Annotated in this window: 21 protein-coding genes; 14 read left to right on the forward strand and 7 right to left on the reverse strand. The window is 59.1% G+C overall.

Going from position 1 to position 21,688, the window contains the following annotated elements:
• Nucleotides 1–44: 44 nt before the first annotated feature.
• Nucleotides 45–1,232, reverse strand: coding sequence for a 1-acyl-sn-glycerol-3-phosphate acyltransferase (locus tag BM344_RS01705; protein WP_091985284.1), 1,188 nt, complete (start codon nucleotides 1,230–1,232; stop codon nucleotides 45–47).
• A 324-nt stretch (nucleotides 1,233–1,556) separates the two neighbouring features.
• On the opposite strand from BM344_RS01705, the gene recQ reads away from it, so the two are divergent.
• Nucleotides 1,557–3,437, forward strand: a complete 1,881-nt coding sequence (gene recQ, locus BM344_RS01710) for a DNA helicase RecQ (protein WP_091985287.1) — start codon at nucleotides 1,557–1,559, stop codon at nucleotides 3,435–3,437.
• Between the two features lie 3 nt (nucleotides 3,438–3,440).
• Here recQ and BM344_RS01715 read toward each other — a convergent pair whose 3' ends face one another.
• Nucleotides 3,441–3,995 carry a PaaI family thioesterase gene (locus BM344_RS01715; RefSeq protein ID WP_091985289.1) on the reverse strand — a complete coding sequence of 185 codons (555 nt, stop codon included), beginning with the start codon at nucleotides 3,993–3,995 and terminating at the stop codon, nucleotides 3,441–3,443.
• Nucleotides 3,996–4,274: 279 nt separating this feature from the next.
• On the opposite strand from BM344_RS01715, the gene BM344_RS01720 reads away from it, so the two are divergent.
• Nucleotides 4,275–5,144, forward strand: a complete 870-nt coding sequence (locus BM344_RS01720; protein ID WP_407656835.1) for a hypothetical protein — start codon at nucleotides 4,275–4,277, stop codon at nucleotides 5,142–5,144.
• Between the two features lie 10 nt (nucleotides 5,145–5,154).
• Here BM344_RS01720 and BM344_RS01725 read toward each other — a convergent pair whose 3' ends face one another.
• Entirely contained in the window at nucleotides 5,155–7,041 is a 1,887-nt protein-coding gene (locus tag BM344_RS01725) for a methyl-accepting chemotaxis protein (protein WP_091985292.1), read from the reverse strand.
• 151 nt (nucleotides 7,042–7,192) lie between these two features.
• Between BM344_RS01725 and BM344_RS01730 the strand changes: the two genes are divergently transcribed.
• The 4 genes from BM344_RS01730 (at nucleotide 7,193) to selD (ending at nucleotide 12,319) form a co-directional block, all read left to right on the forward strand.
• Nucleotides 7,193–8,713: a carbon-nitrogen hydrolase family protein gene (locus BM344_RS01730; protein WP_091985295.1), complete on the forward strand. Its 1,521-nt coding sequence runs from the start codon at nucleotides 7,193–7,195 to the stop codon at nucleotides 8,711–8,713.
• A gap of 167 nt (nucleotides 8,714–8,880) precedes the next feature.
• Nucleotides 8,881–9,279, forward strand: coding sequence for a hypothetical protein (locus BM344_RS01735; protein WP_091990682.1), 399 nt, complete (start codon nucleotides 8,881–8,883; stop codon nucleotides 9,277–9,279).
• A 38-nt stretch (nucleotides 9,280–9,317) separates the two neighbouring features.
• Complete coding sequence (locus tag BM344_RS01740; protein WP_091985297.1) at nucleotides 9,318–10,043, forward strand: helix-hairpin-helix domain-containing protein; 726 nt, start codon at nucleotides 9,318–9,320, stop codon at nucleotides 10,041–10,043.
• Nucleotides 10,043–12,319, forward strand: a complete 2,277-nt coding sequence (selD, locus tag BM344_RS01745; RefSeq protein WP_091985299.1) for a selenide, water dikinase SelD — start codon at nucleotides 10,043–10,045, stop codon at nucleotides 12,317–12,319. Before BM344_RS01740 ends, selD begins: the two co-directional genes overlap by 1 nt.
• On the opposite strand, the gene senB is transcribed toward selD, so the two are convergent.
• The gene (gene senB, locus BM344_RS01750; protein WP_091985302.1) at nucleotides 12,316–13,302 is read right to left on the reverse strand and encodes a selenoneine biosynthesis selenosugar synthase SenB; all 987 of its coding nucleotides are present in this window, start codon (nucleotides 13,300–13,302) and stop codon (nucleotides 12,316–12,318) included. The two genes, selD and senB, sit on opposite strands and share 4 nt — an antisense overlap.
• Nucleotides 13,303–13,476: 174 nt before the next feature.
• Here senB and BM344_RS01755 point away from each other — a divergent pair, with 174 nt between their 5' ends.
• The 4 genes from BM344_RS01755 to BM344_RS01770 all read left to right on the forward strand — a co-directional run bounded on the left by BM344_RS01755 (nucleotide 13,477) and on the right by BM344_RS01770 (nucleotide 17,203).
• On the forward strand, nucleotides 13,477–14,352 hold the full coding sequence (locus BM344_RS01755) for a putative selenate ABC transporter substrate-binding protein (RefSeq protein ID WP_208603366.1): 876 nt from the start codon (nucleotides 13,477–13,479) through the stop codon (nucleotides 14,350–14,352).
• Entirely contained in the window at nucleotides 14,352–15,002 is a 651-nt protein-coding gene (locus tag BM344_RS01760) for a phosphonate ABC transporter ATP-binding protein (RefSeq protein ID WP_091985303.1), read from the forward strand. Before BM344_RS01755 ends, BM344_RS01760 begins: the two co-directional genes overlap by 1 nt.
• 16 nt (nucleotides 15,003–15,018) lie before the next feature.
• A complete protein-coding gene (locus tag BM344_RS01765) occupies nucleotides 15,019–16,485 on the forward strand; it encodes a PhnE/PtxC family ABC transporter permease (RefSeq protein WP_091985306.1) in 1,467 nt (488 codons plus the stop codon).
• A gap of 163 nt (nucleotides 16,486–16,648) precedes the next feature.
• Nucleotides 16,649–17,203, forward strand: a complete 555-nt coding sequence (locus BM344_RS01770) for a hypothetical protein (RefSeq protein WP_091985307.1) — start codon at nucleotides 16,649–16,651, stop codon at nucleotides 17,201–17,203.
• Nucleotides 17,204–17,234: 31 nt separating this feature from the next.
• Here BM344_RS01770 and BM344_RS01775 read toward each other — a convergent pair whose 3' ends face one another.
• The gene (locus BM344_RS01775) at nucleotides 17,235–17,540 is read right to left on the reverse strand and encodes a hypothetical protein (protein ID WP_091985310.1); all 306 of its coding nucleotides are present in this window, start codon (nucleotides 17,538–17,540) and stop codon (nucleotides 17,235–17,237) included.
• Between the two features lie 115 nt (nucleotides 17,541–17,655).
• Entirely contained in the window at nucleotides 17,656–18,132 is a 477-nt protein-coding gene (locus BM344_RS01780) for a hypothetical protein (RefSeq protein ID WP_228143525.1), read from the reverse strand.
• A 133-nt stretch (nucleotides 18,133–18,265) separates the two neighbouring features.
• Here BM344_RS01780 and BM344_RS01785 point away from each other — a divergent pair, with 133 nt between their 5' ends.
• The 3 genes from BM344_RS01785 to BM344_RS01795 are packed head-to-tail and all read left to right on the forward strand — an operon-like array spanning nucleotide 18,266 to nucleotide 20,497.
• Nucleotides 18,266–19,186, forward strand: coding sequence for an ABC transporter ATP-binding protein (locus BM344_RS01785; protein ID WP_091985312.1), 921 nt, complete (start codon nucleotides 18,266–18,268; stop codon nucleotides 19,184–19,186).
• Between the two features lie 34 nt (nucleotides 19,187–19,220).
• Nucleotides 19,221–19,982: an ABC transporter permease gene (locus BM344_RS01790; protein ID WP_091985314.1), complete on the forward strand. Its 762-nt coding sequence runs from the start codon at nucleotides 19,221–19,223 to the stop codon at nucleotides 19,980–19,982.
• Complete coding sequence (locus BM344_RS01795; protein ID WP_228143526.1) at nucleotides 19,979–20,497, forward strand: DUF192 domain-containing protein; 519 nt, start codon at nucleotides 19,979–19,981, stop codon at nucleotides 20,495–20,497. Before BM344_RS01790 ends, BM344_RS01795 begins: the two co-directional genes overlap by 4 nt.
• A gap of 18 nt (nucleotides 20,498–20,515) precedes the next feature.
• Here the strand turns inward: BM344_RS01795 and BM344_RS01800 are convergent, their stop codons facing one another.
• The gene (locus BM344_RS01800; protein WP_091985317.1) at nucleotides 20,516–21,307 is read right to left on the reverse strand and encodes an enoyl-CoA hydratase; all 792 of its coding nucleotides are present in this window, start codon (nucleotides 21,305–21,307) and stop codon (nucleotides 20,516–20,518) included.
• Nucleotides 21,308–21,510: 203 nt separating this feature from the next.
• On the opposite strand from BM344_RS01800, the gene BM344_RS17535 reads away from it, so the two are divergent.
• Entirely contained in the window at nucleotides 21,511–21,654 is a 144-nt protein-coding gene (locus BM344_RS17535) for a hypothetical protein (RefSeq protein ID WP_167363202.1), read from the forward strand.
• Nucleotides 21,655–21,688 lie beyond the last annotated feature (34 nt).

Raw genomic sequence — 21,688 nt, forward strand, 5'->3', positions numbered from 1 at the left:
ATACCTCCTGTTCTGGTGGTCGGTCTGATAACGGACGGTTTACGTCACCCGCGTTGCTCGGCATTCGCTTCCAGTGCGGTCACCACAGGATTGGCGTACATGTCCAGCAGATACGGTCGGATCGCCGGCTCACACGCTTCCAGGCGACGCTCCATTTCCGCCTCAGCGGCCTCCATCTCGGCCGGCGACCAGGTTTCGGCAGTCACAACCGCATCGCTGACGGTCTCGGGCGTCGAGTGGGCCTGCGGATGCAGACCGCGGCGTTCGTAGCACACGAGATTGGAAGCGTGGAGGTGGTAATTTGAGTGGATCTCCCGATCAATCCGGGCGGCAAGGTCCTTGGGGTTGTCCGGTGCGTCGTGGATCGGCGCCCCAAAGTGAACGTGCACGTGCCCCTTAAAGCCCGTCAGCCCCTTCATGATCTGTTCGGTGTCCTCACCCTCGCGCTTGATGTACTGGCCGGTACGGGCGCGCGTTTCCAGTTCCTTGGCCTTGTCGGCGTCGCAGGGGTCGTACTCGTAGGCAATGGACACCGGAACGATATGCAGCCGGTTCATCGCTTCGTCGAAGCCCAGACCGCTCTTTTTGCGACTCATGTAGAACATCTTGATGATGGCCGGATCGGTGTGATCGAGCCCGTCCTTTGCCCGCCCTTCCCTCTGGGCAATCCAGATGCTGTGATTTGTATCGATGCTGTGGTTGATGAACCCCGAGAGGGTTATGTAGGCATCCCGCATTTCCCGTGGACTGGTCATGCTACGACGAACCACAAAGCTTTTGTTCAGGCGCATCATCTCAGCAAACACCCGGTTGGCCAGCAGGTTGTCGCCGATGGCGATGCGCGTGGTGTGAAAACCGTTCTGGAACAGCAGGTAGTTCACCACCATGGGATCAAAGACGATGTCCCGATGGTTACAGATGAACAAATGCGCATGCTGCTTGCTGAGGTTCTCCAGGCCGCTGGCGGTGACCCGGGATGTGGTGTTCTCAACCAGTTCGCCAACGTAGCCGGAAAGCCCGGCCTGTAAATCGTCCACCCGGGTGTAGTGACCAAAATGGCTCGACAGCCAGCGCCGGGTCATTACCCGCAGCACCGCCGGCGCCCATCGTGCCAGGGTGGGTGATTTGAATCGGCCGATCATGTCCAGAAATTCCCGGTCGTTGACCAGGCGGTGAATTGCAGCGCCGGTTTCTTCGTCCGAATAGGGACGGATGGCATCAAATTCCTGCATGTAAGCCCTGTTATTATCTGTGTCTGTCACGATATGGCGTGAAACGGAGGTTTGAAACCGCGGTATTGTAGCGTTTCTTCCACTGCTTTGCCTCCATACCTGCACTCGCTGTCGGCGTGCCGGGCCGGGCCCTGTCCGGACAGTCCGGTCTTCCGATTCTGCGACCTGTGCGAAGGTTCGAAACCGGGCGCATCCGGGACTGATCAATCGCACCCGGGCGGTCGGCTCTGGTATCATTTGCGCCGCGCCCACGAGCGCAATCCCGGCCAGCACCTATCAGGCCCCATTATCCCCAAGGCCCGGCGCCGAAGACTCGGTTACTTTATGCATTCACACCAGGACCACTACCAGGATTACGACCAGCTATCCACCGAACGCCCAACGTCATCCGGAAGGGATCCGGAGCAGGTGCTGCATGAGATCTTCGGTTATGAGACCTTCCGCCCCCTGCAGGGCGACATAGTTCGTGAAGTAGTGGCAGGTCGTGATGCCCTGGTACTGATGCCAACCGGCGGTGGCAAATCCCTGTGTTATCAGGTACCGGCGCTGGTGCGCCCGGGTACTGCGATTGTCATATCCCCGCTCATCGCCCTGATGCAGGACCAGGTGGCGGCTCTGAACGAGCTGGGCGTGCGGGCAGCCTTCCTGAATTCCACCATGGATTTCGAGCAGGCACGGGCCACCGAGTACGCTCTGATGACCGGCGAGCTGGACCTGCTGTACTGCGCTCCGGAACGGCTTATCCAGCCCCGCACCCTGGAACTCTTGCACAACGCGTCCATTGCCCTGTTTGCCATAGACGAAGCCCACTGTGTGTCCCAGTGGGGGCACGATTTCCGTTCCGATTATCTGCAACTGAGCCTGCTCGCCGACGCCTTTCCGGATGTTCCGCGAATCGCCCTGACCGCGACCGCCGATGAGCGGACCCGGAAGGAAATCGCCGAACGCCTCTCGCTAACCTCGGCCCGGCATTTCATCAGTGGCTTTGATCGTCCGAACATACAGTATCGAATTTCTCCAAAAACGAATGCTAACAAACAGTTACTTGATTTTATTAAAGCTGAGCATGAGGGTGACTGCGGCATTGTCTACTGCCTGTCGCGTAACAAGGTCGACGCCACTGCAAAAGCGCTGGCCCAGAAAGGCTATACCGCTCTGCCCTACCACGCAGGTTTGTCGGCTGATGAGCGGGCCCGGCATCAGGAGCGCTTCCTGCGGGAAGACGGGGTGATCATCGTTGCCACTATTGCCTTTGGCATGGGCATCGACAAGCCCGACGTGCGCTTCGTGGCCCATCTGGACCTACCCAAGAGTCTTGAAGCCTATTACCAGGAAACCGGTCGCGCCGGACGGGATGGCAAGCCCTCCACAGCCTGGATGGTGTATGGCCTGCAGGATGTGATCAAACTACGGCAGATGCTGGAAAGCTCCCAGGGAAACGATCAGTTCAAACGGGTGGAACGCCAGAAATTGGACGCCATGCTCGGCCTGTGCGAGGTAACAAGTTGCCGCCGGCAGGTGCTGCTGCGCTATTTTGGCGATCAGCTGGAAGAGCCCTGCGGGAACTGCGATACCTGCCTGAACCCGCCGGAAACCTGGGATGGCACGGTGGCGGTCCAGAAGGCGCTATCCTGTGTTTTCAGGACCGGCCAGCGTTTTGGTGTGACCTACTTGATCGACGTGCTTCGGGGTTCCGAGAACGAGCGGATTCTCCAGTCCGGTCATCATCAGGTATCCACCTACGGCATCGGCACGGAGCTCAGCGCCAACGAATGGAAATCGGTGTTTCGTCAGCTGGTGGCAAACGGTTACCTGCGGGCCGATCCTGACGGCTACGGGGCCCTCCAGCTCACCGAGCAATGCCGGCCACTGCTGAAAGGCCAGCAGACCATAGAATTGCGCAAAGACCCGGTGGTCAAAAAAGCCACAGCACGAGCCTCAGGCGGTCGCGCCAGTGCCCCGGTCCGGGACCAGATTACCGATCAGGCAGGCTGGGATGCCTTGCGGGCGTGCCGGAAAGCGCTGGCGGACAAGCAGGGAGTCCCTCCCTACGTTATTTTCCACGATACCACCCTGTTCGACATGCTTGAGCGCAGGCCTAAAACCCTGGATGAGCTGGCAGAGGTGAGTGGAGTGGGTGCCGCCAAGCTTGAAAAGTACGGCGAGGTATTCCTCGAAACCATCGCCGGTCTCGACCCGGCCTGACGTTCAGTCCGGGGCCTGGAAGCCTTTCTTGCGCACCCGGTAATGGGCGATGGAAGTGGCCACGTGGTTGCCCTCCGCATCAACCAGCTTGCCTTCCAGCACGAACTTCGCCCTGCCGGTGGCGTCGGCGTCCGCCAGAATTTGCGCCACGGTTTCCGGAGGCAGGCGAAACTCCACCGTTACATCGGAATTCGCCGGTTGCAGGAACTGCAGCGTCATTTCCTTGAGGATCGGAACGTAGGCCGGCCCGAGATCAAACAGCGTCAGCACCCCACCGGGTATTTCCGCAACCAGGAAATAGGCGCCAGCGTACAGGCTGCCGAAGTGGTTCTTGTTGCCCTTCAAACGTATTTTCGCCCGCACGTACCCCGGCTGTACCTCTTCCACTGAAAAACCATTGCGGGGTGCGAACGGGATGGAAAACCCGATGATGCGGTTCACTGCCGTGTACCCGCCCGTTTTCTTCAGCCAGGCCAGAGGGCTCGCCAGCGTGGCCTTGGGATCAGTGCTGGCCACCCATTGGCCAGTGGCACCGATCAGGTTGTCAATGAACGCCATAACTGTCATCCAGTAGAGAATGGAAGCCGATCATTGCAACGCCGCTTCGGCCTCGCAAGAATCTTTTACAATTTTTTTGGAATCTGTCCGGTTTATTTCGGCCTATGTGTTCTAGAGTGAATTGTGCCTGTGCGCTGCGCCTGTCAGGAACGGGCTTTCCCGGATTAAGAAAGGATTTCTGATTTGGACACCTATTTTGCCTGTCGCGCTCTCCGCGGACGGGCCCTGCACCGGGCTCGAACCCTGGCCATCCTGATAGTCAGCCTTGCCCTGTTGCCACTGGCCAACGCCGCGAAGCTGGAGCCGGACACAGGGAAAAGCGCCTTGCCGGCCCCCAGGGAATACGTACTCTGGTACCGAAATTACGACAGCCCGGCTATTCGTGCCCTGGTGGAACTCGCCCTGGGCAAGACCCCTGAGTACGGGGATTTCAGACTGATCCGCAGCGAGGAGCTGAGCCAGGGCCGGGCCCTCAGGGAGCTTGCGGATCACCAGTCACGGCTGGTGGATATCGCCAATGTGGCAACCACGGAGGAGCGGGAGAGTTTTCTCACCGCCGTGCCCATACCGGTTGACGGTGGCCTGCTCGGCTTCAGGGTATGCGTTGTGCTACCCGAAACCCTTCCCCGTTTTGAGGGCATCGACAACCTCGAAGACCTTCGCAACAGCAACATTCGTATCGGCCAGGGATCCCACTGGCCAGACACACCAATCCTCGAATCCAACGGCATTCGGGTTATCACACACTCTCGCTACGAAATCCTCTTCGGCATGCTGCGCAACCATCGGTTTGAATGCTTTGCCCGAGGGGTCAGCGAGGTTCTCTACGATCTGGAAATTGAAAAAGACCCGGACCTCGTCATCGAGCCCAACCTTCTTCTCGCCTACCCCATGCCTTCTTACCTGTTTGTGGCGCCGGGCGATCAACTCACGGCTCACCGCCTGCAACTGGGTATGGAGCGTGCCATTCACGACGGCAGTTTCGCGGAATTTCTTCGGAACTACTATGGCGCCGCTGTAGCGGCCCTGGGGCTTGACCGGCGCACCGTCATTACCCTCGACAACCCCTACCTCAGCGACGAGTCTCGCTACGTGAGCCGCCAGACGTTCAGCAACCTCCGGCGGCGCCTGGACATCCTCAGTCGCTGAGGGGTGTGTGTCAGACCCGGAATCTGGATGCGTTCTGGTTCAGGGCCGTGCCGATCCGTTCAATTTGTCCGCTGTAAACATCGTTCTCGCTGGCAGCCGCTGCCGCTTCCTGTCCCTGGTCGGCAATACGCGTAATCGAGGCGTTGAGCTCTTCGGTCACCGAGGTCTGTTCCTCGGATGCCGTCGCGATTTGCGAGGTCATCTGGCTGATGGAGCTAATGGCCTCGGCAATACGGTTGAGCGCGTCCATGGCGTCCTGAGCTTTCTCCATGCTGACGTTGGAGACCGCCGTTGACGCTTTCATGACTTCAACCGCATCGTTGGCGCCCTTCTGCAGGCGCTCGATCATGTTGTTGATCTCTTCGGTGCTGGACTGGGTGCGCTGGGCGAGGTTGCGTACCTCGTCCGCCACCACCGCAAAGCCGCGGCCCGCCTCTCCTGCCCGGGCCGCCTCGATCGCGGCGTTCAGGGCCAGCAGGTTGGTCTGCTCGGCGATTCCCTGAATGACTTCGAGAACGGAGGTGATGGACGTGACGTCCCGCCCCAGCGTGTCGATGACCTCAGCCGCTGCGTTGACCTCCTGAGACAGCTTTTGCACGGCATCGCGGGAGGCAGCGACGGTCTCCAGGGAGGCACGGCTGTCCTCGTCCGCTGTATTCGCGGCGTCGGCGGTCTGCTGGGCGTTCTGGGCGATCTCACCCGCCGCAGCGGACATTTCATTGATCGCGGTCGCTACCATGTCAATTTCAGCCTGCTGGCTTTCCACACTGGAACGGCTGCTGCTTGCGGTTTCGCGAAGGGACACCACATTCTCGCCCAGCTCGGCGCTGCCCCGCTGCACGTCGCGCACCACCGTCTGGATATTCTCGACGAACTGATTGAAGCTGCGCGCCAGCTGGCCGAATTCATCGCTGGCGCTGGCATCGAGGCGCTGGGTCAGATCGGCGTCGCCGCTGCCGATATCAGCCATGGCGCCGTTCAGTCGGCGCACCGGCGCCATCAGAACCTTGATGCCGAAATGCAGGAGAACCAGTGATACGATCAGACCGATCACGGCCATCACCAGCCCGGTCAGGCGGGCGCTTTGCACCGGAGCATGGATCTTGTCGGCGTTCACGAAGGTGCCGAGGTACCATTCCACACCCCGGGCCTCACTGATGGCATGAAAGCTTGCTTCCCACTGGCCATCGTCGGAAGCATATTCGTGTTCCCGGCCGTCAAGGTTCGGCTGCCCGCCAATCAGCTGGGCAATATTCTTGCCAACCAGCTCCTGCCGGGGGTGGAACAATACCGTGCCCTCACCGTTAATGAGCGCCGCGTAACCGGTCTCCGCCAGGGTCACCGTGGACAGGGTCTTTGCAATGGCACCCAGGCCGATATCGGCGCCCGCAACACCTTCGTAATCACCACGCTTCACCGGTGCCAGGGTGGAGATGATCATGTCGCCGGTACTGGCGTCCTGATATGGCTCGGTGAAAGAGGCACTGCCCAGCGCCATGGCTTTCTGGTACCAGGGCCGTTTTCTCGGATCGTAGTCCGCAGGCAGCGTCGCGTTGTCCTCCGGTGACTTCATCAGCATGTAGCCGTCGGTTCGGCCCACGTAGACATCCCGGAAACCCCCGCCGGTGGTCATGGCCTGCAGGATCACGCGGGCCTGCTCATCATTTTCGGCCTGTTCCAGCGCCGTGGCAGTTGCTTCCGTCATTTTCAGCCGGGTATTGAGCCACTGCGCGATACTGGACGTACTCTGCTGCACGGTATCGTCAATCAACGCTTCTACATAGGTTTCGGTGGTGTTCTGGAGGCGAAGATCCCCGGAGAGTGTGAAAGCACCCATTACCAGCAACAGCAGGATACCGAAGGCGGTCAGGAGCTTTTGCCCGAATGTCATTTGCACAGTCGTGTCCTCTGGAATATGTCCTGATATTAATCAATATCTGTTTCGGCCCGTGATGCGAAGTCTTTAGCGGCTTCTGTTAAACTTCTTGAGTATTGGCGGGTTTCAGCCTTTTGTCCTCTTCTCACAAAACCGACGGGAGCCGAACTGAATGGCGCACGAAGAACTGCACCTCAACCTGCGAAATCTCAGGCTCGACGACTACGAACAGCTTCAGGTTCTGATGGACCGCGTGTACGACGACATCGGCGGAGCCTGGCCCAAAGACACCATCAAGGCCCTGGTAGAGCAGTTTCCAGACGGTCAGATCTGTATTGAGGAGAGCGGCCAGCTGGTGGCCGTGGCGCTTACTGTGTGTGTGAAATACGAGCGCTTCAGTAACCCCCACACCTACGACGACCTGATCCTGCGCAACGAGAAGATCTGGCACAACGCCAACGGCGACTCCCTCTATGGCCTGGATGTCTTCATCCATCCTGAATACCGGGGGTACCGCCTCGGTCGCCGTCTGTACGAGGCCCGCAAAGAGCTGTGCCGCTCCATGAATCTGCGCGCCATTCTGGCCGGCGGGCGAATCCCCAACTATTTCAAGTACGCCGATCAATACACCCCGGCGGAGTACATCCAGCGGGTAGACCGCAAAGAGATTTACGATCCCATCCTGAGCTTCCAGCTCTCGAACGATTTCCAGGTGACCCGGCTGATGCATAAGTACCTGCCGGAAGATGAGAAGTCTCTTGGTTACGCCACATTGCTGGAATGGCGGAATATCCTGTATACGCCGCCCTCTCCCGTGCTCAGCGTCAAGAAAACCCAGGTGCGCCTGGGCGCCGTTCAATGGCAGATGCGGGAATTCACCTCCGTGGAAGAGGTACTCAAACAGGTCGAGTACTTTGTGGATGCGCTGTCTGACTACAAGAGTGACTTCGCCCTCTTCCCGGAGTTTTTCAATGCGCCACTGATGGGCCTGACCGACCAGCTGGACCAGACCCGGGCGATTCGATTCCTGGCGGGCTTTACCCAGCAGTTCCGGGAAGAAATGTCTGAAATGGCGGTCAGTTACAACATCAACATCATCACCGGCTCCATGCCCCTGATCGAGAACGACCGGGTATACAACGTCTCCTACCTGTGTCACCGGGATGGCCGCGTCGACGAGCAGCGCAAGATTCACATCACGCCCCACGAGCGCCGCGACTGGGTTATCGAAGGGGGCAACCATTTCCAGGTGTTCGACACCGACGCCGGCCGTGTGGCCATCATGATCTGCTACGACATCGAGTTTCCGGAGCTGGGCCGAATTGCGGCCAGCCAGGACGTGGATGTGATCATGGTGCCGTTCTGGACAGATACCAAAAACGGTTATCTGCGGGTTCGCCACTGCGCCCAGGCCCGGGCCATCGAGAACGAATGCTATGTGGTCATCACGGGCAGTGTCGGGAACCTGCCCAAGGTCGAAAACCTCGACGTACAGTATGCCCAGTCGTCGGTCTTCTCGCCGTCGGATTTCGCCTTCCCGCACGATGCGGTCATGGCGGAAACCACACCCAATACCGAGATGATCATGTTCTCGGACATGGATCTGGAGAAACTCAAACTGGTACGAAACGAAGGTTCTGTCACCAACCTGAAAGATCGTCGGGTTGATATGTACGAACTCAAGACGAAATAACGCGATCCGTACGGCAGGCATCTGAAAAACTGCGTTAGGGGTCGCCGGTATGGCACTGACGGCGTTGCAAAAGCGGAAGTCCGTGTCTATTGTTTAACCAATATCCAGCCTGTCCTCCCAATGGGCAGGCTGCAGTGGATACGGACATCTTCAGAGAAACAGAATTCATGAACGAAGCGTTACCAGACCTGGTCGCCCGCTTTCGGGTCAAGCAGGGACTGTTCCGTAAGGAAACAGTGGAAGCGGCCCTGTATGAATTGGACGGCTACGGTTGTGTGATGAAAACCGACAAGTTATTTAATCCGGGAGACACAGTGCTGCTGGATCTGGTCATGGATATGCCCTTTGACGAGATTCGGGCTGAAAACCTGTCCGGGCTCGTCACGGAACGCAGAAAGCACTGTAGCAACTTTTTCTATTCCATTGATTTCGTGGAGTCCGATCCGAACGGTACCTCTTCCGCATCGGAAAAACTGCGCAGGATCCGGGAAGTCCTCTCGAAAAAGCAGTCCCTGAAGTCACGTCGTTCCTCAGGCTCCGTTTCCGGTTTTCGGCAAATGGCCTGATTCTGCACCGTTGAACCCTGTCCGCAAGGAGACATTCCATGGCGAAGAAAGCCAAGCAGAGCGTTGACAAGATTGTCAAAAAGGTGAACAAGGAATTCGAAAAAACGTCGTCACAGATTGAAAACCTGGTGAATGACGCCCTGAAGCAGTTCGACAGCCTGCAGAATCAGGTGCAGGAGCCTGTGCGCAAGCTGCTCAAGGAAATCGACGAGCTGCGCGACCGGGAGATGAAGCGATTCCACGAGGAGTTCGAGCGTCGTCTGAACGAATTCCACGAGCTGCAGAGCAACATTCTTGAGCGGCTCGGGGTGGCATCGAAAGAGGCCGGCGACGAGGTGAAGAAACTCTCCGATGAGGCCAGCCAGCAAGCCAGAACCGCCGCTCGGAAAACCGCACCGGCCAAAACCGCCAAGGCACCAGCCAAGGCCAAGGCTTCAACCAGTACCAAAGCGCCCGCCAAGGCAAAAGCGGCGACCAAATCGAAAGCCGCGACCAAATCCGCTGCGAAAAAGCCGGCCGCCAAAACCAGCAAGGCTGCTGCCAGCAAGACCTCCGGGGCCAAGGCTGCGAAGCCGGTCAACAAGAGCGACCTCACCCTGGTGAAAGGCATCGGCCCTGCCACCGCCAAGAAAATGAATGACGCAGGCATTACCTCCATTGATCAGATCGCCAATCCGTCTGCGGAAGATCAGGAAAAGCTGAAAGCGTTCTCAAACGTGAAGGGATACAGCCAATTTACCGTTGAAGCCAAGAAAATTATCTGATGCGAACGCCTGACCAGCCTGTATTACGGGACATTGTCCTGATTGGCGGCGGGCACAGCCACGTCGGGGTACTGAAACGGTTCGCCATGAACCCGGTTCCCGGCGTGCGCCTGACGCTCATCTGCCGTGACACCCATACCCCCTACTCCGGCATGTTGCCGGGCTACGTGGCCGGCCACTACAGCTACGATGACGTCCATATCGACCTGAGCCGCCTGGCGGAATACGCGGGCGCACGGTTCTACCGTGCCGAAGCCATTGGTATCGATCGAAACCGAAAGCGCGTGATCTGCCGCGGCCGGCCCGATGTGCCCTACGACATCCTTTCCATCAATATCGGGTCATCGCCGCGGGTGAACGAAGTGGAAGGTGCTGCAGACCATGCGGTCCCGGTAAAGCCCATCACCGGTTTCAACAGTCGCTGGCTGGCCTTGCTTTCGCGTATCGAGAATCACGACGGCCCGCTCTCGGTAGCCGTGGTGGGCGCGGGAGCCGGTGGCGTTGAGCTTACCCTGGCCATGCAATACCGCCTTCGGAAAGAACTGAAACAACGTGGTAAAGACCCTGACCAGCTGCACTTTCACCTGTTTGATGCCGCTAATGAGATTTTGCCCACTCACAACCCCAAGGTACGGGAAGTCTTCCGCAAAACGCTGTCAGAGCGCGGTGTGAAACTGCATCTGGGTGCGCCCGTCTCGAGGGTTGAGGCAGGTGTTCTGGTCACCGAATCCGGCGAGACCCTGCAAACCGACGAAGTGCTCTGGGTTACCCGAGCCGGGGGGCCGGAGTGGCTCAAGGCCACCGGGCTGGCTCTGGATGACGGCCTGTTCCTGCGTGTGCGGGATACCCTTCAGGTGGAAAACGACGACAGTATTTTTGCCGCCGGTGACATCGCCAATGTGATCAATCACCCCCGGGAGAAAGCCGGTGTGTTTGCGGTTCGTCAGGGCCCGCCGCTGGCAGACAACCTCAAGCGCCTCGCAACCGGCAAATCGCCAAGGGATTTCCTTCCTCAGAAGAAGTGGCTTGCCCTGATCAGCACTGGCGACCGTTATGCGGTGGCATCCCGGGGCGAGACGGCTTTTGACGGCGCCTGGGTTTGGCGCTGGAAAGACTGGATTGATCGCCGGTTCATGAAGAAATTCAACGATCTTCCGCCCATGGAAGAGTCGTCTTCTTTGCCGGATACCGCAGCCGCCCAGACCCCGGAGGAAGCCTCCCAGGCGATCTCGGCTGTCGCCATGCGCTGTGGCGGGTGCGGCGCCAAGGTAGGCAGCACGGTACTGTCCCGGGCCCTGGGTGAACTCAAACCCATCGAGCGCGACGACATTCTCATAGGACTGCACGCTCCCGATGATGCCGCCGTGCTGAAGGTTCCGCCCGGCAAGGCGGTGGTGCACACCGTGGATTTCTTCCGCGCCTTCATCGACGACCCCTACGTGTTCGGCCGGGTGGCCGCCAATCACAGCCTGGGTGATGTGTTCGCCATGGGTGCTGAGGCGCAGAGTGCCACGGCGGTGGCCACCGTGCCCTACGGCATCGAGTCCAAGGTTGAAGACGTGGTGTATCAGATGATGTCTGGTGCGGTGGAGGTCCTCAACGAGGCCGGATGCGCACTGGTGGGTGGGCACACCGGCGAAGGCAAGGAACTGGCTCTCGGGTTTGCGGTGAACGGACTGATCGATCCCGACGAGGTCATGAGCAAGGGTGGCCTGAAACCCGGCGATACGCTCATCCTCACCAAGCCAATTGGCACCGGTACCCTGTTTGCTGCCCATGCCCGTCTTGCCGCCAAGGGCCGGTGGATTGATGCGGCCCTCGCCTCTATGGTCCAGTCCAACAAAGCGGCTGCCGTGTGCCTGCGCAAGTACGGTTCCAGAGCCTGTACCGACGTCACTGGCTTTGGCCTGCTGGGTCACCTGGTGGAGATGACCAAACCCTCGGGCGTGGACGCCGAGCTGGATCTCTCGGCCATTCCGGTTCTGCCCGGCGCGGAGGAAACCGCGGCCGCAGGCATACTGAGTTCGCTCCAGCCGGCCAATATCCGGTTGCGCCGTGGTATTCGCGATCAGGAGAAATGGGTGAATCATCCGCGCTACCCCCTGATCTTCGATCCCCAGACCGCCGGCGGACTTCTGGCCAGTGTGTCGGCGGATCAGGCCGAGGCGTGCGTGCGGGAACTGCGGTCTCTGGGTTATCCCCACACGGCCATTATCGGCCGGGTCATGGCCCAGGATGAATCGGGGCCCATCGAACCGATTGCCCTTCGGGATTAACTCCGCTGTGAACGGCGCTGGACGGCAAGGGCCAGCGCCTGTTCCAGTGAGGCCTGTTCCCGCTCCGGCGTGAAACGATGGGCCAGCCGGGAGACGGCGTTTTTCAGGCAGTCAAGGAATTCAGGGTCGGTTTCTGCGCGGTTGAGCAGGTCAGCCAGTGCGCGTTCATTCTGAACCGGGAAATAACCGGGATAATCTGCTCCCAACAACCCAAGGTTGCCCGGAATATCGGAGGCAATCACCGGCAAACCGGCGCGGCAGGCCTCGGACACCACATTGGCGCCGCCTTCCATTACCGAACTGATGACCATTACCTGGCTGCTTGCCATCAGCTGTCGGGTCTGCGCCTGATCCAGCTCGCCCAGCCAGCGGAAGCGGTGGTTTTCCCTCATTTCCCGCTCGGCCATGGCCTGCCACTGTTCGTCGTGAGGTTTTCCGGCGCAGAACACCCGAATACGGGACTCCGGGGGCAGCAGCCTTGATGCGCAGGCGGCCCGCAGGGAGTCTTTCTCTTCCCGCAGGTGCCCGATGACGCACACGTTGAAGCCGGCACTTGCCACCTCCGCTTGTGGGGTCGGTAAGTTTTCAGGGCCCGCAGCAGACTGGTACAGGGTTACCAGCTTGTCGGAGAACTCAGCGGGGATGTCGTCTGCCAACCGATCATGGAGCCCGATGAGGGCGTCGGCCTCCGCCATGGAGTATCGGGTGTCTTCCGGGTACTCCCGCTGGTGACGATAGATGTCGGTGCCCGTGAGGGCTACGATCAGTGGCCGATCGGGCCACGATGACCGGAAACGTCGAATTGCTGCCACACTGCGCCAGGCGTGGAGGGCGATGAAGGCGTCGCAAGGCTCCCCGGCATATTCAGTGACCACGGTCACCCGGTGGCCCGCCCTTTGCAGCAACCACTGCCAGCGTTCAGCGGTGGCCCGATTGCCGGCTCTTGAACCCGGCTTCGCTGGTGTGATCATGATGATGTGCATCGCGCTCGCCCGGAGAAAAATTTCCTTCGATCAGTAAGATGGCCCTGAGCCAATCAAACCTGCAAATCGTATAGCTGTTCAGAGTTAACGTAAATCAAGGTATCCTCCTCGATACCAGTAAGCGTTGATTCTCAACGATGTCCATTCAAATTCTCTGGTAATCAAGGAACGCACATGGCCTCCAATCTTATACGGAAATTGATGATTTCCAGCCTTTTCTGCTTCACTGCGGCTTCCGCCTCCGCGGAAACCTTCGTTTTTACCGCCATTCCCGATGAAGACGAGACCAAGCTCGTGGAGCGGTTCCGGGGTGTTGCGGACTATCTGGAAGGTGAACTGAACGTGGATGTTCGATACATCCCCGTCAAATCCTATGCCGCCGCCGTCTCGGCTTTCCGGAATAACCAGGTGCAGCTGGCGTGGTTCGGCGGACTTTCCGGCGTACAGGCGCGGCGGCTGGTTCCCGGCTCCGAAGCCATTGCCCAGGGCGTAGAAGACGAGGCCTTCCAGACCTACTTCATTGCCAATACCAGCACCGGCATTGAGCCTGCGGGCGAACTGGCGGAACTGGAATCCGACCTCAAGGGCAAGACCTTTACCTTTGGCTCCAAGGGGTCCACGTCTGGCCGCCTGATGCCCGAGTTTTACATCCGCGAAGTGTTCGGCCAGCAGCCGGAGGACTTTTTCAGCCGGGTCGGCTTCAGTGGCAACCATACCCGCACCTTGCGGCTGGTGGAAGCAGGAACCTACGAGGTGGGCGCCCTGAACTTCCAGGTTTGGGAGAAAGAACTCGAAGATGGCAACATCGATACCGACGCCGTTAAGGTGATCTGGGAAACCCCTCCCTACCCCGATTACCAGTGGACCATCCGTGGCGATGTGGATGAGCGGTTTGGCGAAGGGTTCAAGCAGCGGGTTACCGAAGCCCTTCTGAACCTTGACGACCCTGCCCTGCTCGAGAGTTTCCCGCGGTCTGGCTTTATTCCCGCCTCGAACGACGACTATGAGCCGATTCGCCGGACAGCGGAAGAGATCGGAATCCTGGACTGATGTCAGGGTTCGACTTTTCTGGTCTGACGGCTTCCTTCAGTGGAGAGCGGGTCATAGGCCCGCTCTCTCTGAGGGTTGAATCCGGTGAACAGGTTGCCCTCGTAGGCAAGAGCGGCGCCGGTAAATCCACGCTGATTCGCCTGATCCACGAACGGGTGAACCGGGATGCCTCCCTCGTACCACAGGAACTGGGGCTGGTTAACGCGTTACCGGTCTTCCACAACGTGTTCATGGGGCAACTGGACCGGCACCCCACCTGGTACAGCACAATAACCTTGATCCGGCCCTTTGCTCGCAACCGGGCCGAAGTCAGCGGGCTACTCAAGACGCTGGGCATGTCCGAAAAAATCTGGATGCCGGCCGCGTCATTATCCGGCGGTCAGCGCCAGCGCGTCGCCATTGCCCGCGCACTCTACCGGAACGCCCCCATTTTGCTTGCAGACGAGCCCATTTCCGCTCTCGACGGCCCCATGGCCCACATGGTGATGGAGCTGCTGAAAGAACGGTTTGCCACCAGCGTGATTGCACTGCATGACGTCGACATGGCGCTTAAATACTGTACCCGCATTGTCGGCATTCAGGACGGACAGGTGGCCCTGGACGAGCGCAGCGATCGGCTGACGTCTGCCGACATCATGTCCTTGTATTAGGGAACGGAGCGGCACCATGCTTTCTTCCCCCACGGTACGCACCAGCCTGATTTTCCTGGCGATCGCCCTCGTCGGGCTGCTGTTTGCGGACATTGCCATCACCGCCTCAAACCCCTGGCGGGATCTCGGCAACTTCTTTCTGGGCGTGATTACCCCGAATTTCTTCAGCAGTGAAGGCCTGATGACCGCCCTGTTGCGAACCGTTGCCTTCGCTTTTGTGGGCGTGGCCCTGGGTAGCATTTGCGGTTTCCTGCTGTCACTGGTGTACCGCTTTCTGCCGGTTCGTATTTTCTGTGCTTTCATCCGGGCCATTCACGAGCTCTTCTGGGCACTGATCTTTCTTCAGTTTTTTGGCTTTCACCCGCTCACCGGTGTTCTTGCCATCGCCATTCCCTATGCCGGGATCTTCGCCAAGGTCTATTCCGAAATCCTCGATGAGGTGGATCCCGAACCCGCACGGCTACTGCCGCCCGGCACCGGTGTCATCGCAACATTCCTCTACACCCGGATTCCGGACTGCTGGGTGCAACTGAGAACTTACACGGCGTATCGCCTGGAGTGCGGCTTACGCTCGAGCGCTATCCTGGGGTTCGTGGGTTTGCCCACCCTTGGTTTCTACCTTGAGGCATCCTTCTCCCAGGGTCTCTATTCCGACGCAGGCGCCATGCTGATCCTGTTTTACGTGCTCATTGCCACCATCCCGCTCTGGGTAAAACCACGGCTGCTGCCCGTTTACATCCTGGGCGCCCCGTTTTTCCTTGGCGAGGGGCTGCCCATCGTGTGGGGCAACGTCGAGCGCTTCTTTACGCAGGATATTGTCCCCAGCCCGCTCCGGGACGGCGAAGGGCTGGCCGGCCTGCTGCCATGGCTGAACGACCTGATGATCAATGAGGCGCTTCCGGGCATCTGGAACACTGTTGTCCTGACTCAGATTGCCCTGGTAGCCACTGGCATTCTCACCCTGCTGGCCTTCCCGCTGATTTCCAATCATTTCGGCGGGCCCGTGCGCCGTACTTCAGGCCATGTGTTCCTGGTGATTGCCCGCTCCACCCCGGAGTACATCCTGGCCTACATCCTGCTCCAGCTTTGGGGGCCCTCCATGCTGCCCGCCGTGGTGGCGCTGGCCCTCCACAACGGCGGCATTATCGGCCACCTGATTGGCCGGCAGACAAACGGCATTCGCCTTCGTCCTGACGCGCCCACCGGCTTCAACCGCTACAGCTGGGAGCTTGTGCCCCGGGTGTATCGTTCCTTTCTCGCTTTCCTGTTCTACCGCTGGGAAATCATCATGCGGGAAACGGCCATTCTCGGGATTCTCGGCATCTATACCCTGGGCTTCTACGTGGACAGCGCCATCCAGAACATCCGGTTTGATCGTGCCATGGTGCTGATCCTCATCACGGCATTGCTAAACATCGGAATCGACGCCCTTGGCCGCTATATCCGACGGAAACTGGCGTTGCAGACGATGCCGACCTGCTGAGCAAAACGCGCCACAACCCGGTGCGATACCCGTCACAGTTCCGTCATTTCAGTCAATTCCCGTGCGAATCTGTTGAACGGTAGGCGTTCTGATCAAGATACATTCCGTTACACTTCGATCACGTTTTGCAACATTTCGGAAGTCGGTGAACACAGTGAACGGAATGATACTTCTGACCCAGGCGGGGCTCCTGGCGCTGCTTTTTCTCCTGGCCTTTCGGGTATCGGCCCTTGTGCGCACCGAACCCATGGCGGCCGGCCACCCTGCACCGACACCCTCATTTCGGGAGCGCGCCCATGAGGTTGTGCGGTCTTCGGATGCCAGCGCGCCCGACCGCACCGGGCTGATCACTCAATTGCATATTCTGGCGGGATTACAGGAGAGGGATTGTCGCGTGCGGGGTCTGGATCTGGCCACCGCGCCGGAAGCGGTGCGCGGCTATGCAGCAGCCTGGCTGTATGGAGCGGCCTGTGCCCTGTGCGACCGGCAGACCCGGCACACGGACAGGCTCGCGGCAACGGTGGCGCACATTATCAGCAGGAAGACCGGTCACCGTCAGACAGAAGCCCTTCAGGCTCTGGCGACACTCACCTCCAGTACGGTGTTACTGGCCTGCTATCGATCGGGACTCGAGGGCGCGGAGTTCTGGCGCTACAGCCATTATGTTCCCCCGACCTCCAGCCTCTACGAAGCGATTACCAGTAACGCGTTTATCTGAGGGGTTTTGTCTCCGGTCATGTGACCTCAGCTCAGCTCCGAACCTGGGAACCCTCCAGCACCCAGTCGGTCCCCAGGTCCCGGGTTTGGCCTTCGTCCTTCCCTTCCGCCGGGCTGCCGGTAATAGCGGGGCGGGTGAAGCCACCATCGTCGGCGTGGGTCATGGTGTCGACGTCTACCGAACGAACCACGTACACCTCACCATTGGCGAGCACACGGGCCCTGTGGCTAAGGCCGAACACAAACCGGCAATAATCCAGCTTCAACTGCATCAGGTCCTGTTCGGCCTTGCGGATTTTTCTGAGCAGGACTTTCTGAACGCTATCTCCGTAATCCATCACGTTGTCCCCGGTTCGGCGGTGTTGTCGTTAGAGTTGGCCGTTGTCGGCCGGATTTCGTGATTTTACACATTCTCCGATGGTTGTCAGCGGGTTGGCGCACGCTTTGCGGGCCTCACCCACCGGCAGCCTCGAACACCAGGGTTAGCGGCACGTCTTCGATTGGAGCCTGGCCTTCCTGCAGGTCGATCCGCCAGGTCATCGAGGCGTCCACGCTGCAGATGGGTGCGGTGAACTGCGCGGTGTAGGGATTGCCGGTATCCTGGCCAAGGGCTACCGGATACTCTCCCATATACATGGACTCGCCGCGCAAGACGGCCAGGAACCGCTGGGGCGTTTCCGGTGTAATTACCTGAAGGCGGTAAGCGGTTCCCTCGCTGGTATCGCGAACCATCTCGAGATTGGCCGACCAGCGGCCGGCATCGGTGTTCCAGACGCATGGGCCATCTTTCAGCAGATCGCAGCGCGCCGAAGCCGTTTTTGAGCCTGCCCTGTCATCGGCCGGACCGAACAGGGCCAACGCCAACATCAACAGGGTAATCAGCCCTACCAGAAATCCCAGAATGATCACTGCGCGTACCAGATGCTTCACGTAATGCCCCTGTTTTTGGTCTTCGCGGCATTATGGTGGTTTCCGCGAACAAGGCAAAGGTTTCTAAACCGGCGTCAGTCATGAGAAAATACGCGGCCTTCTCTCAGACCCAATCTGACTACAGGAAACGCCCGTGCAGCCGGACATCTCCGTTAAGCACCTCAGCAAGGTTTATGAAGACGGTTTCCAGGCCCTGAAAGACATCAACCTGGAAATCCAGCGTGGCGAAATCTTCGCCCTGCTTGGCCCCAACGGCGCCGGTAAAACCACCCTTATCAGCATCATTTGCGGCATCGTGAACAAGTCAGTGGGCGAGGTTACGGCCGCCGGATACGACATCGTGAAGGACTACCGGAAAGCCCGGGAAACCATCGGCCTGGTGCCCCAGGAACTGAACACGGACTCCTTCGAAACTGTCTGGGATGCGGTGTCGTTCAGCCGTGGCCTGTTTGGCAAGGCGCCCAGGCCGGCGCACATCGAGAAGGTGCTTAAGGATCTTTCTCTCTGGGACAAGCGCAACAACCGCATTATGTCGCTCTCCGGTGGCATGAAACGCCGGGTGATGATTGCCAAGGCCCTGTCCCATGAACCGCAGATTCTGTTTCTGGATGAGCCCACCGCCGGCGTGGATGTGGAACTGCGCCGGGACATGTGGCAGATGGTGCGTAAACTCCGCGAGAACGGGGTTACCATTATCCTGACCACCCACTACATCGAAGAAGCTGAGGAAATGGCGGATCGCATCGGCGTGATCCGTCAGGGCGAAATCATCCTGGTGGAAGACAAGGACCAGTTGATGACCAAGCTCGGCAAGAAAGAGCTGCGCCTGCAGCTGCAACAACGTCTCGAGAAAGTGCCCGGCGAACTGACCCTGGAGCCGGTGGAGCTCTCGGACGACGGCTACGAGCTGATCTTCACCTTCGACTCCCAGCAGGAGCAGGCCGGCGTGGCCCGTCTGTTGCGCACCCTGAGCGATCTGGGCATTGAATACCGGGATCTGCAGACCCGCGAGAGCTCCCTGGAGGAAATCTTCGTGGGACTGGTACATGAGTAGGCCCGCCAGTAAAGCAAACGGATAAGGAATGGCAATGAACCTTTACGGCGTTCGCGCTATCTACAAGTTTGAAATGGCCCGGATGAGACGCACGGTGATGCAGAGTGTCCTCTCCCCGGTAATCTCCACCTGCCTGTACTTTGTGGTCTTCGGTTCGGCCATTGGCTCTCGCATGGGCGACATCGACAACATCGCCTACGGCGCCTACATCATTCCGGGCCTGGTCATGCTCTCGCTGTTGATGCAGAGCATCTCCAACGCCTCCTTCGGCATCTACATGCCAAAGTTTTCAGGGACCATTTACGAGGTGCTTTCTGCGCCGGTCTCCTACGTTGAGGTGGTGCTCGGGTACGTGGGCGCCGCTGCCACCAAATCGGTGATCCTGGGCGTGATCATTCTGGCCACCGCCAAATTCTTTGTCGATTACGACGTATTGCATCCGTTCTGGATGTTTTCCTTCCTGGTGCTCACCTCCATTACCTTCAGCATGTTCGGTTTCATCATCGGCATCTGGGCAGACGGCTTCGAGAAGTTGCAGATTGTGCCCATGATGATCGTGACCCCACTGGTGTTTCTGGGCGGTACGTTCTACTCCATCGACATGCTGCCGGAAGTATGGCAGACCGTAAGCCTGTTCAATCCCGTGGTGTACCTGATCAGCGGGTTCCGTTGGGCCTTTTACGGCGTGTCTGACGTGCACGTGGGTATCAGCGTCGGTATGACACTGGTGTTCCTGGCCGCCTGCATGACCGCCATCTGGTGGATCTTCAAGACCGGTTATCGGCTGCGCTCGTGAACATTGCCGCCACGTCGCCCCGATCATTACCCTGGCTATGCCTGTTGTTGGCGATCGCATCGCTGCAGGGGTGTCGCACCGGTGTTGCGGCACCACAGGAAAGTCTGCCTGAGATCCAGGCGTGTTTTATCGGCGGCAACTCGGCAATACCGGTAACCCTGGAAGTGGCCTCGACGCCGGAACAGCGCCGCAAGGGCCTGATGGGGCGAGACTCTCTCTCGCCGAATCACGGCATGCTCTTCGAATATGAGCAGGAGCGCGATGCGGAGCACGGTTTCTGGATGTACAAAACACGGATTCCGCTCGATATCGCATTTCTCGACGATAACGGCATCGTAGGCAGCATCCGCCACATGGTGCCCTGTGCCTCCGCCTCTGGCTCGGGTTGTCCCACCTACCCGGCCGGCGTGCCGTTCATCAGCGCGGTGGAAATGAACTCGGGGTTCTTCAGGGAGCACGGCATTGAACCGGGCGATCGGCTCAGGTTGGGTGCCGCGAATTGCCCTACCTCCTGAGCCCCGGAACTGAAAGACTCAGCGGTCCTGCCATTCCGGTTTGCGCTTCTCCAGAAACGCGCAAATTCCCTCCTGGGCGTCATTTGCCATCATGTTATCCGCCATGACTTTCGAGGTGTATTCATAGGCATCTGCCAACGGCATTTCCAGTTGACGGTAAAACGCTTCCTTGCCGATCTTCAGGGTGAGCCCCGATTTATCGGCGATGGTGCGCGCCAGCTTGTAAACCATTTCGTCCAGATGCTGTTCGTCCACCACCTGGTTCACCAGCCCCAGGCGCTCCGCCTTGACCGCGCCGATCATCTCGCCGGTCAGCAGCATTTCCATGGCGTGTTTACGGGACACGTTGCGAGACAGCGCCACCATGGGCGTAGAACAGAAAAGACCAATGTTGACCCCGGGCGTGGCAAAACGAGCGGTATCAGCCGCCACGGCCAGGTCGCAGCTCGCCACTAGCTGGCAGCCCGCTGCGGTTGCCACCCCCGCCACCCGGGCAATGACCGGTTTGGGCAGGTTAACGATCTGTTGCATTACCTTGCTGCATTGGTTAAACAGCGCCAGCTGAAACTCGTGGCTGTCAAACTGCTCCTTAACCTCCTTGAGATCGTGACCGGCGCAGAACACATGACCGGCAGCAGCCAGCACCACCACACGGGTGTCACTATCGGTGGCAACGCCTTCCAGGGCCTCTGACAAGGCCTCCAGCATGGCCATGGACAGGCTGTTGCGCTTCTCGGGCTGGTTCAGCGTGAGTGTGGTAATGCCGTTTTCACTGTATTTCCGAACCAGGGGTTCCGACTGGACTGTCATGGCGTGCCTCCTCATTGCCGGGCAGTCGTCTGCGGGGCCGCGCGACTGCCTTCTCTGAACGTCTGGTTTCAGTATTGCTGACCGGCGCTATACTGTCGAAGCGACTTTTGTAGGATGCTCAGTTTCGCCGCCCGTGGCGTTGTGAAAAGCCTGTACCGCCCATAGGCATGAGATATAGGCTGCAAAAAGGAGGCGAAGCGCCCATGTCAAAATCGATCATTCTCAAAACGTTATTTGCCATCGCTGTTATTGGCGGGGCAATGTTTGTCATCTATCAGGACGAACCGGCCGCCCCCACGGGCGATATTAACCGCATTGAGCCACTGCCCGAGCAGGACAAACCCTAAACCCGACCCCGGGCCCATAGGCCCGCATCAGTCA

The sequence above is a fragment of the Marinobacter gudaonensis genome, from assembly GCF_900115175.1.
GTDB classification, from domain to species: Bacteria; Pseudomonadota; Gammaproteobacteria; order Pseudomonadales; family Oleiphilaceae; genus Marinobacter; species Marinobacter gudaonensis.

Bases quoted from the DNA above. Each gene is read 5' to 3' on its own strand.
- BM344_RS01730 (WP_091985295.1), top strand. From the start codon at position 7,193: ATGGCGCACGAAGAACTGCACCTCAACCTGCGAAATCTCAGGCTCGAC.
- BM344_RS01705 (WP_091985284.1), bottom strand. From the start codon at position 1,232: ATGCAGGAATTTGATGCCATCCGTCCCTATTCGGACGAAGAAACCGGC.
- BM344_RS01735 (WP_091990682.1), top strand. From the start codon at position 8,881: ATGAACGAAGCGTTACCAGACCTGGTCGCCCGCTTTCGGGTCAAGCAG.
- BM344_RS01765 (WP_091985306.1), top strand. From the start codon at position 15,019: ATGCTTTCTTCCCCCACGGTACGCACCAGCCTGATTTTCCTGGCGATC.
- BM344_RS01775 (WP_091985310.1), bottom strand. From the start codon at position 17,540: ATGGATTACGGAGATAGCGTTCAGAAAGTCCTGCTCAGAAAAATCCGC.
- BM344_RS01760 (WP_091985303.1), top strand. From the start codon at position 14,352: ATGTCAGGGTTCGACTTTTCTGGTCTGACGGCTTCCTTCAGTGGAGAG.
- BM344_RS01755 (WP_208603366.1), top strand. From the start codon at position 13,477: ATGGCCTCCAATCTTATACGGAAATTGATGATTTCCAGCCTTTTCTGC.
- selD (WP_091985299.1), top strand. From the start codon at position 10,043: ATGCGAACGCCTGACCAGCCTGTATTACGGGACATTGTCCTGATTGGC.
- BM344_RS01800 (WP_091985317.1), bottom strand. From the start codon at position 21,307: ATGACAGTCCAGTCGGAACCCCTGGTTCGGAAATACAGTGAAAACGGC.
- recQ (WP_091985287.1), top strand. From the start codon at position 1,557: ATGCATTCACACCAGGACCACTACCAGGATTACGACCAGCTATCCACC.
- BM344_RS01790 (WP_091985314.1), top strand. From the start codon at position 19,221: ATGAACCTTTACGGCGTTCGCGCTATCTACAAGTTTGAAATGGCCCGG.
- BM344_RS01715 (WP_091985289.1), bottom strand. From the start codon at position 3,995: ATGGCGTTCATTGACAACCTGATCGGTGCCACTGGCCAATGGGTGGCC.
- BM344_RS01770 (WP_091985307.1), top strand. From the start codon at position 16,649: ATGATACTTCTGACCCAGGCGGGGCTCCTGGCGCTGCTTTTTCTCCTG.
- BM344_RS17535 (WP_167363202.1), top strand. From the start codon at position 21,511: ATGTCAAAATCGATCATTCTCAAAACGTTATTTGCCATCGCTGTTATT.
- BM344_RS01740 (WP_091985297.1), top strand. From the start codon at position 9,318: ATGGCGAAGAAAGCCAAGCAGAGCGTTGACAAGATTGTCAAAAAGGTG.
- senB (WP_091985302.1), bottom strand. From the start codon at position 13,302: ATGCACATCATCATGATCACACCAGCGAAGCCGGGTTCAAGAGCCGGC.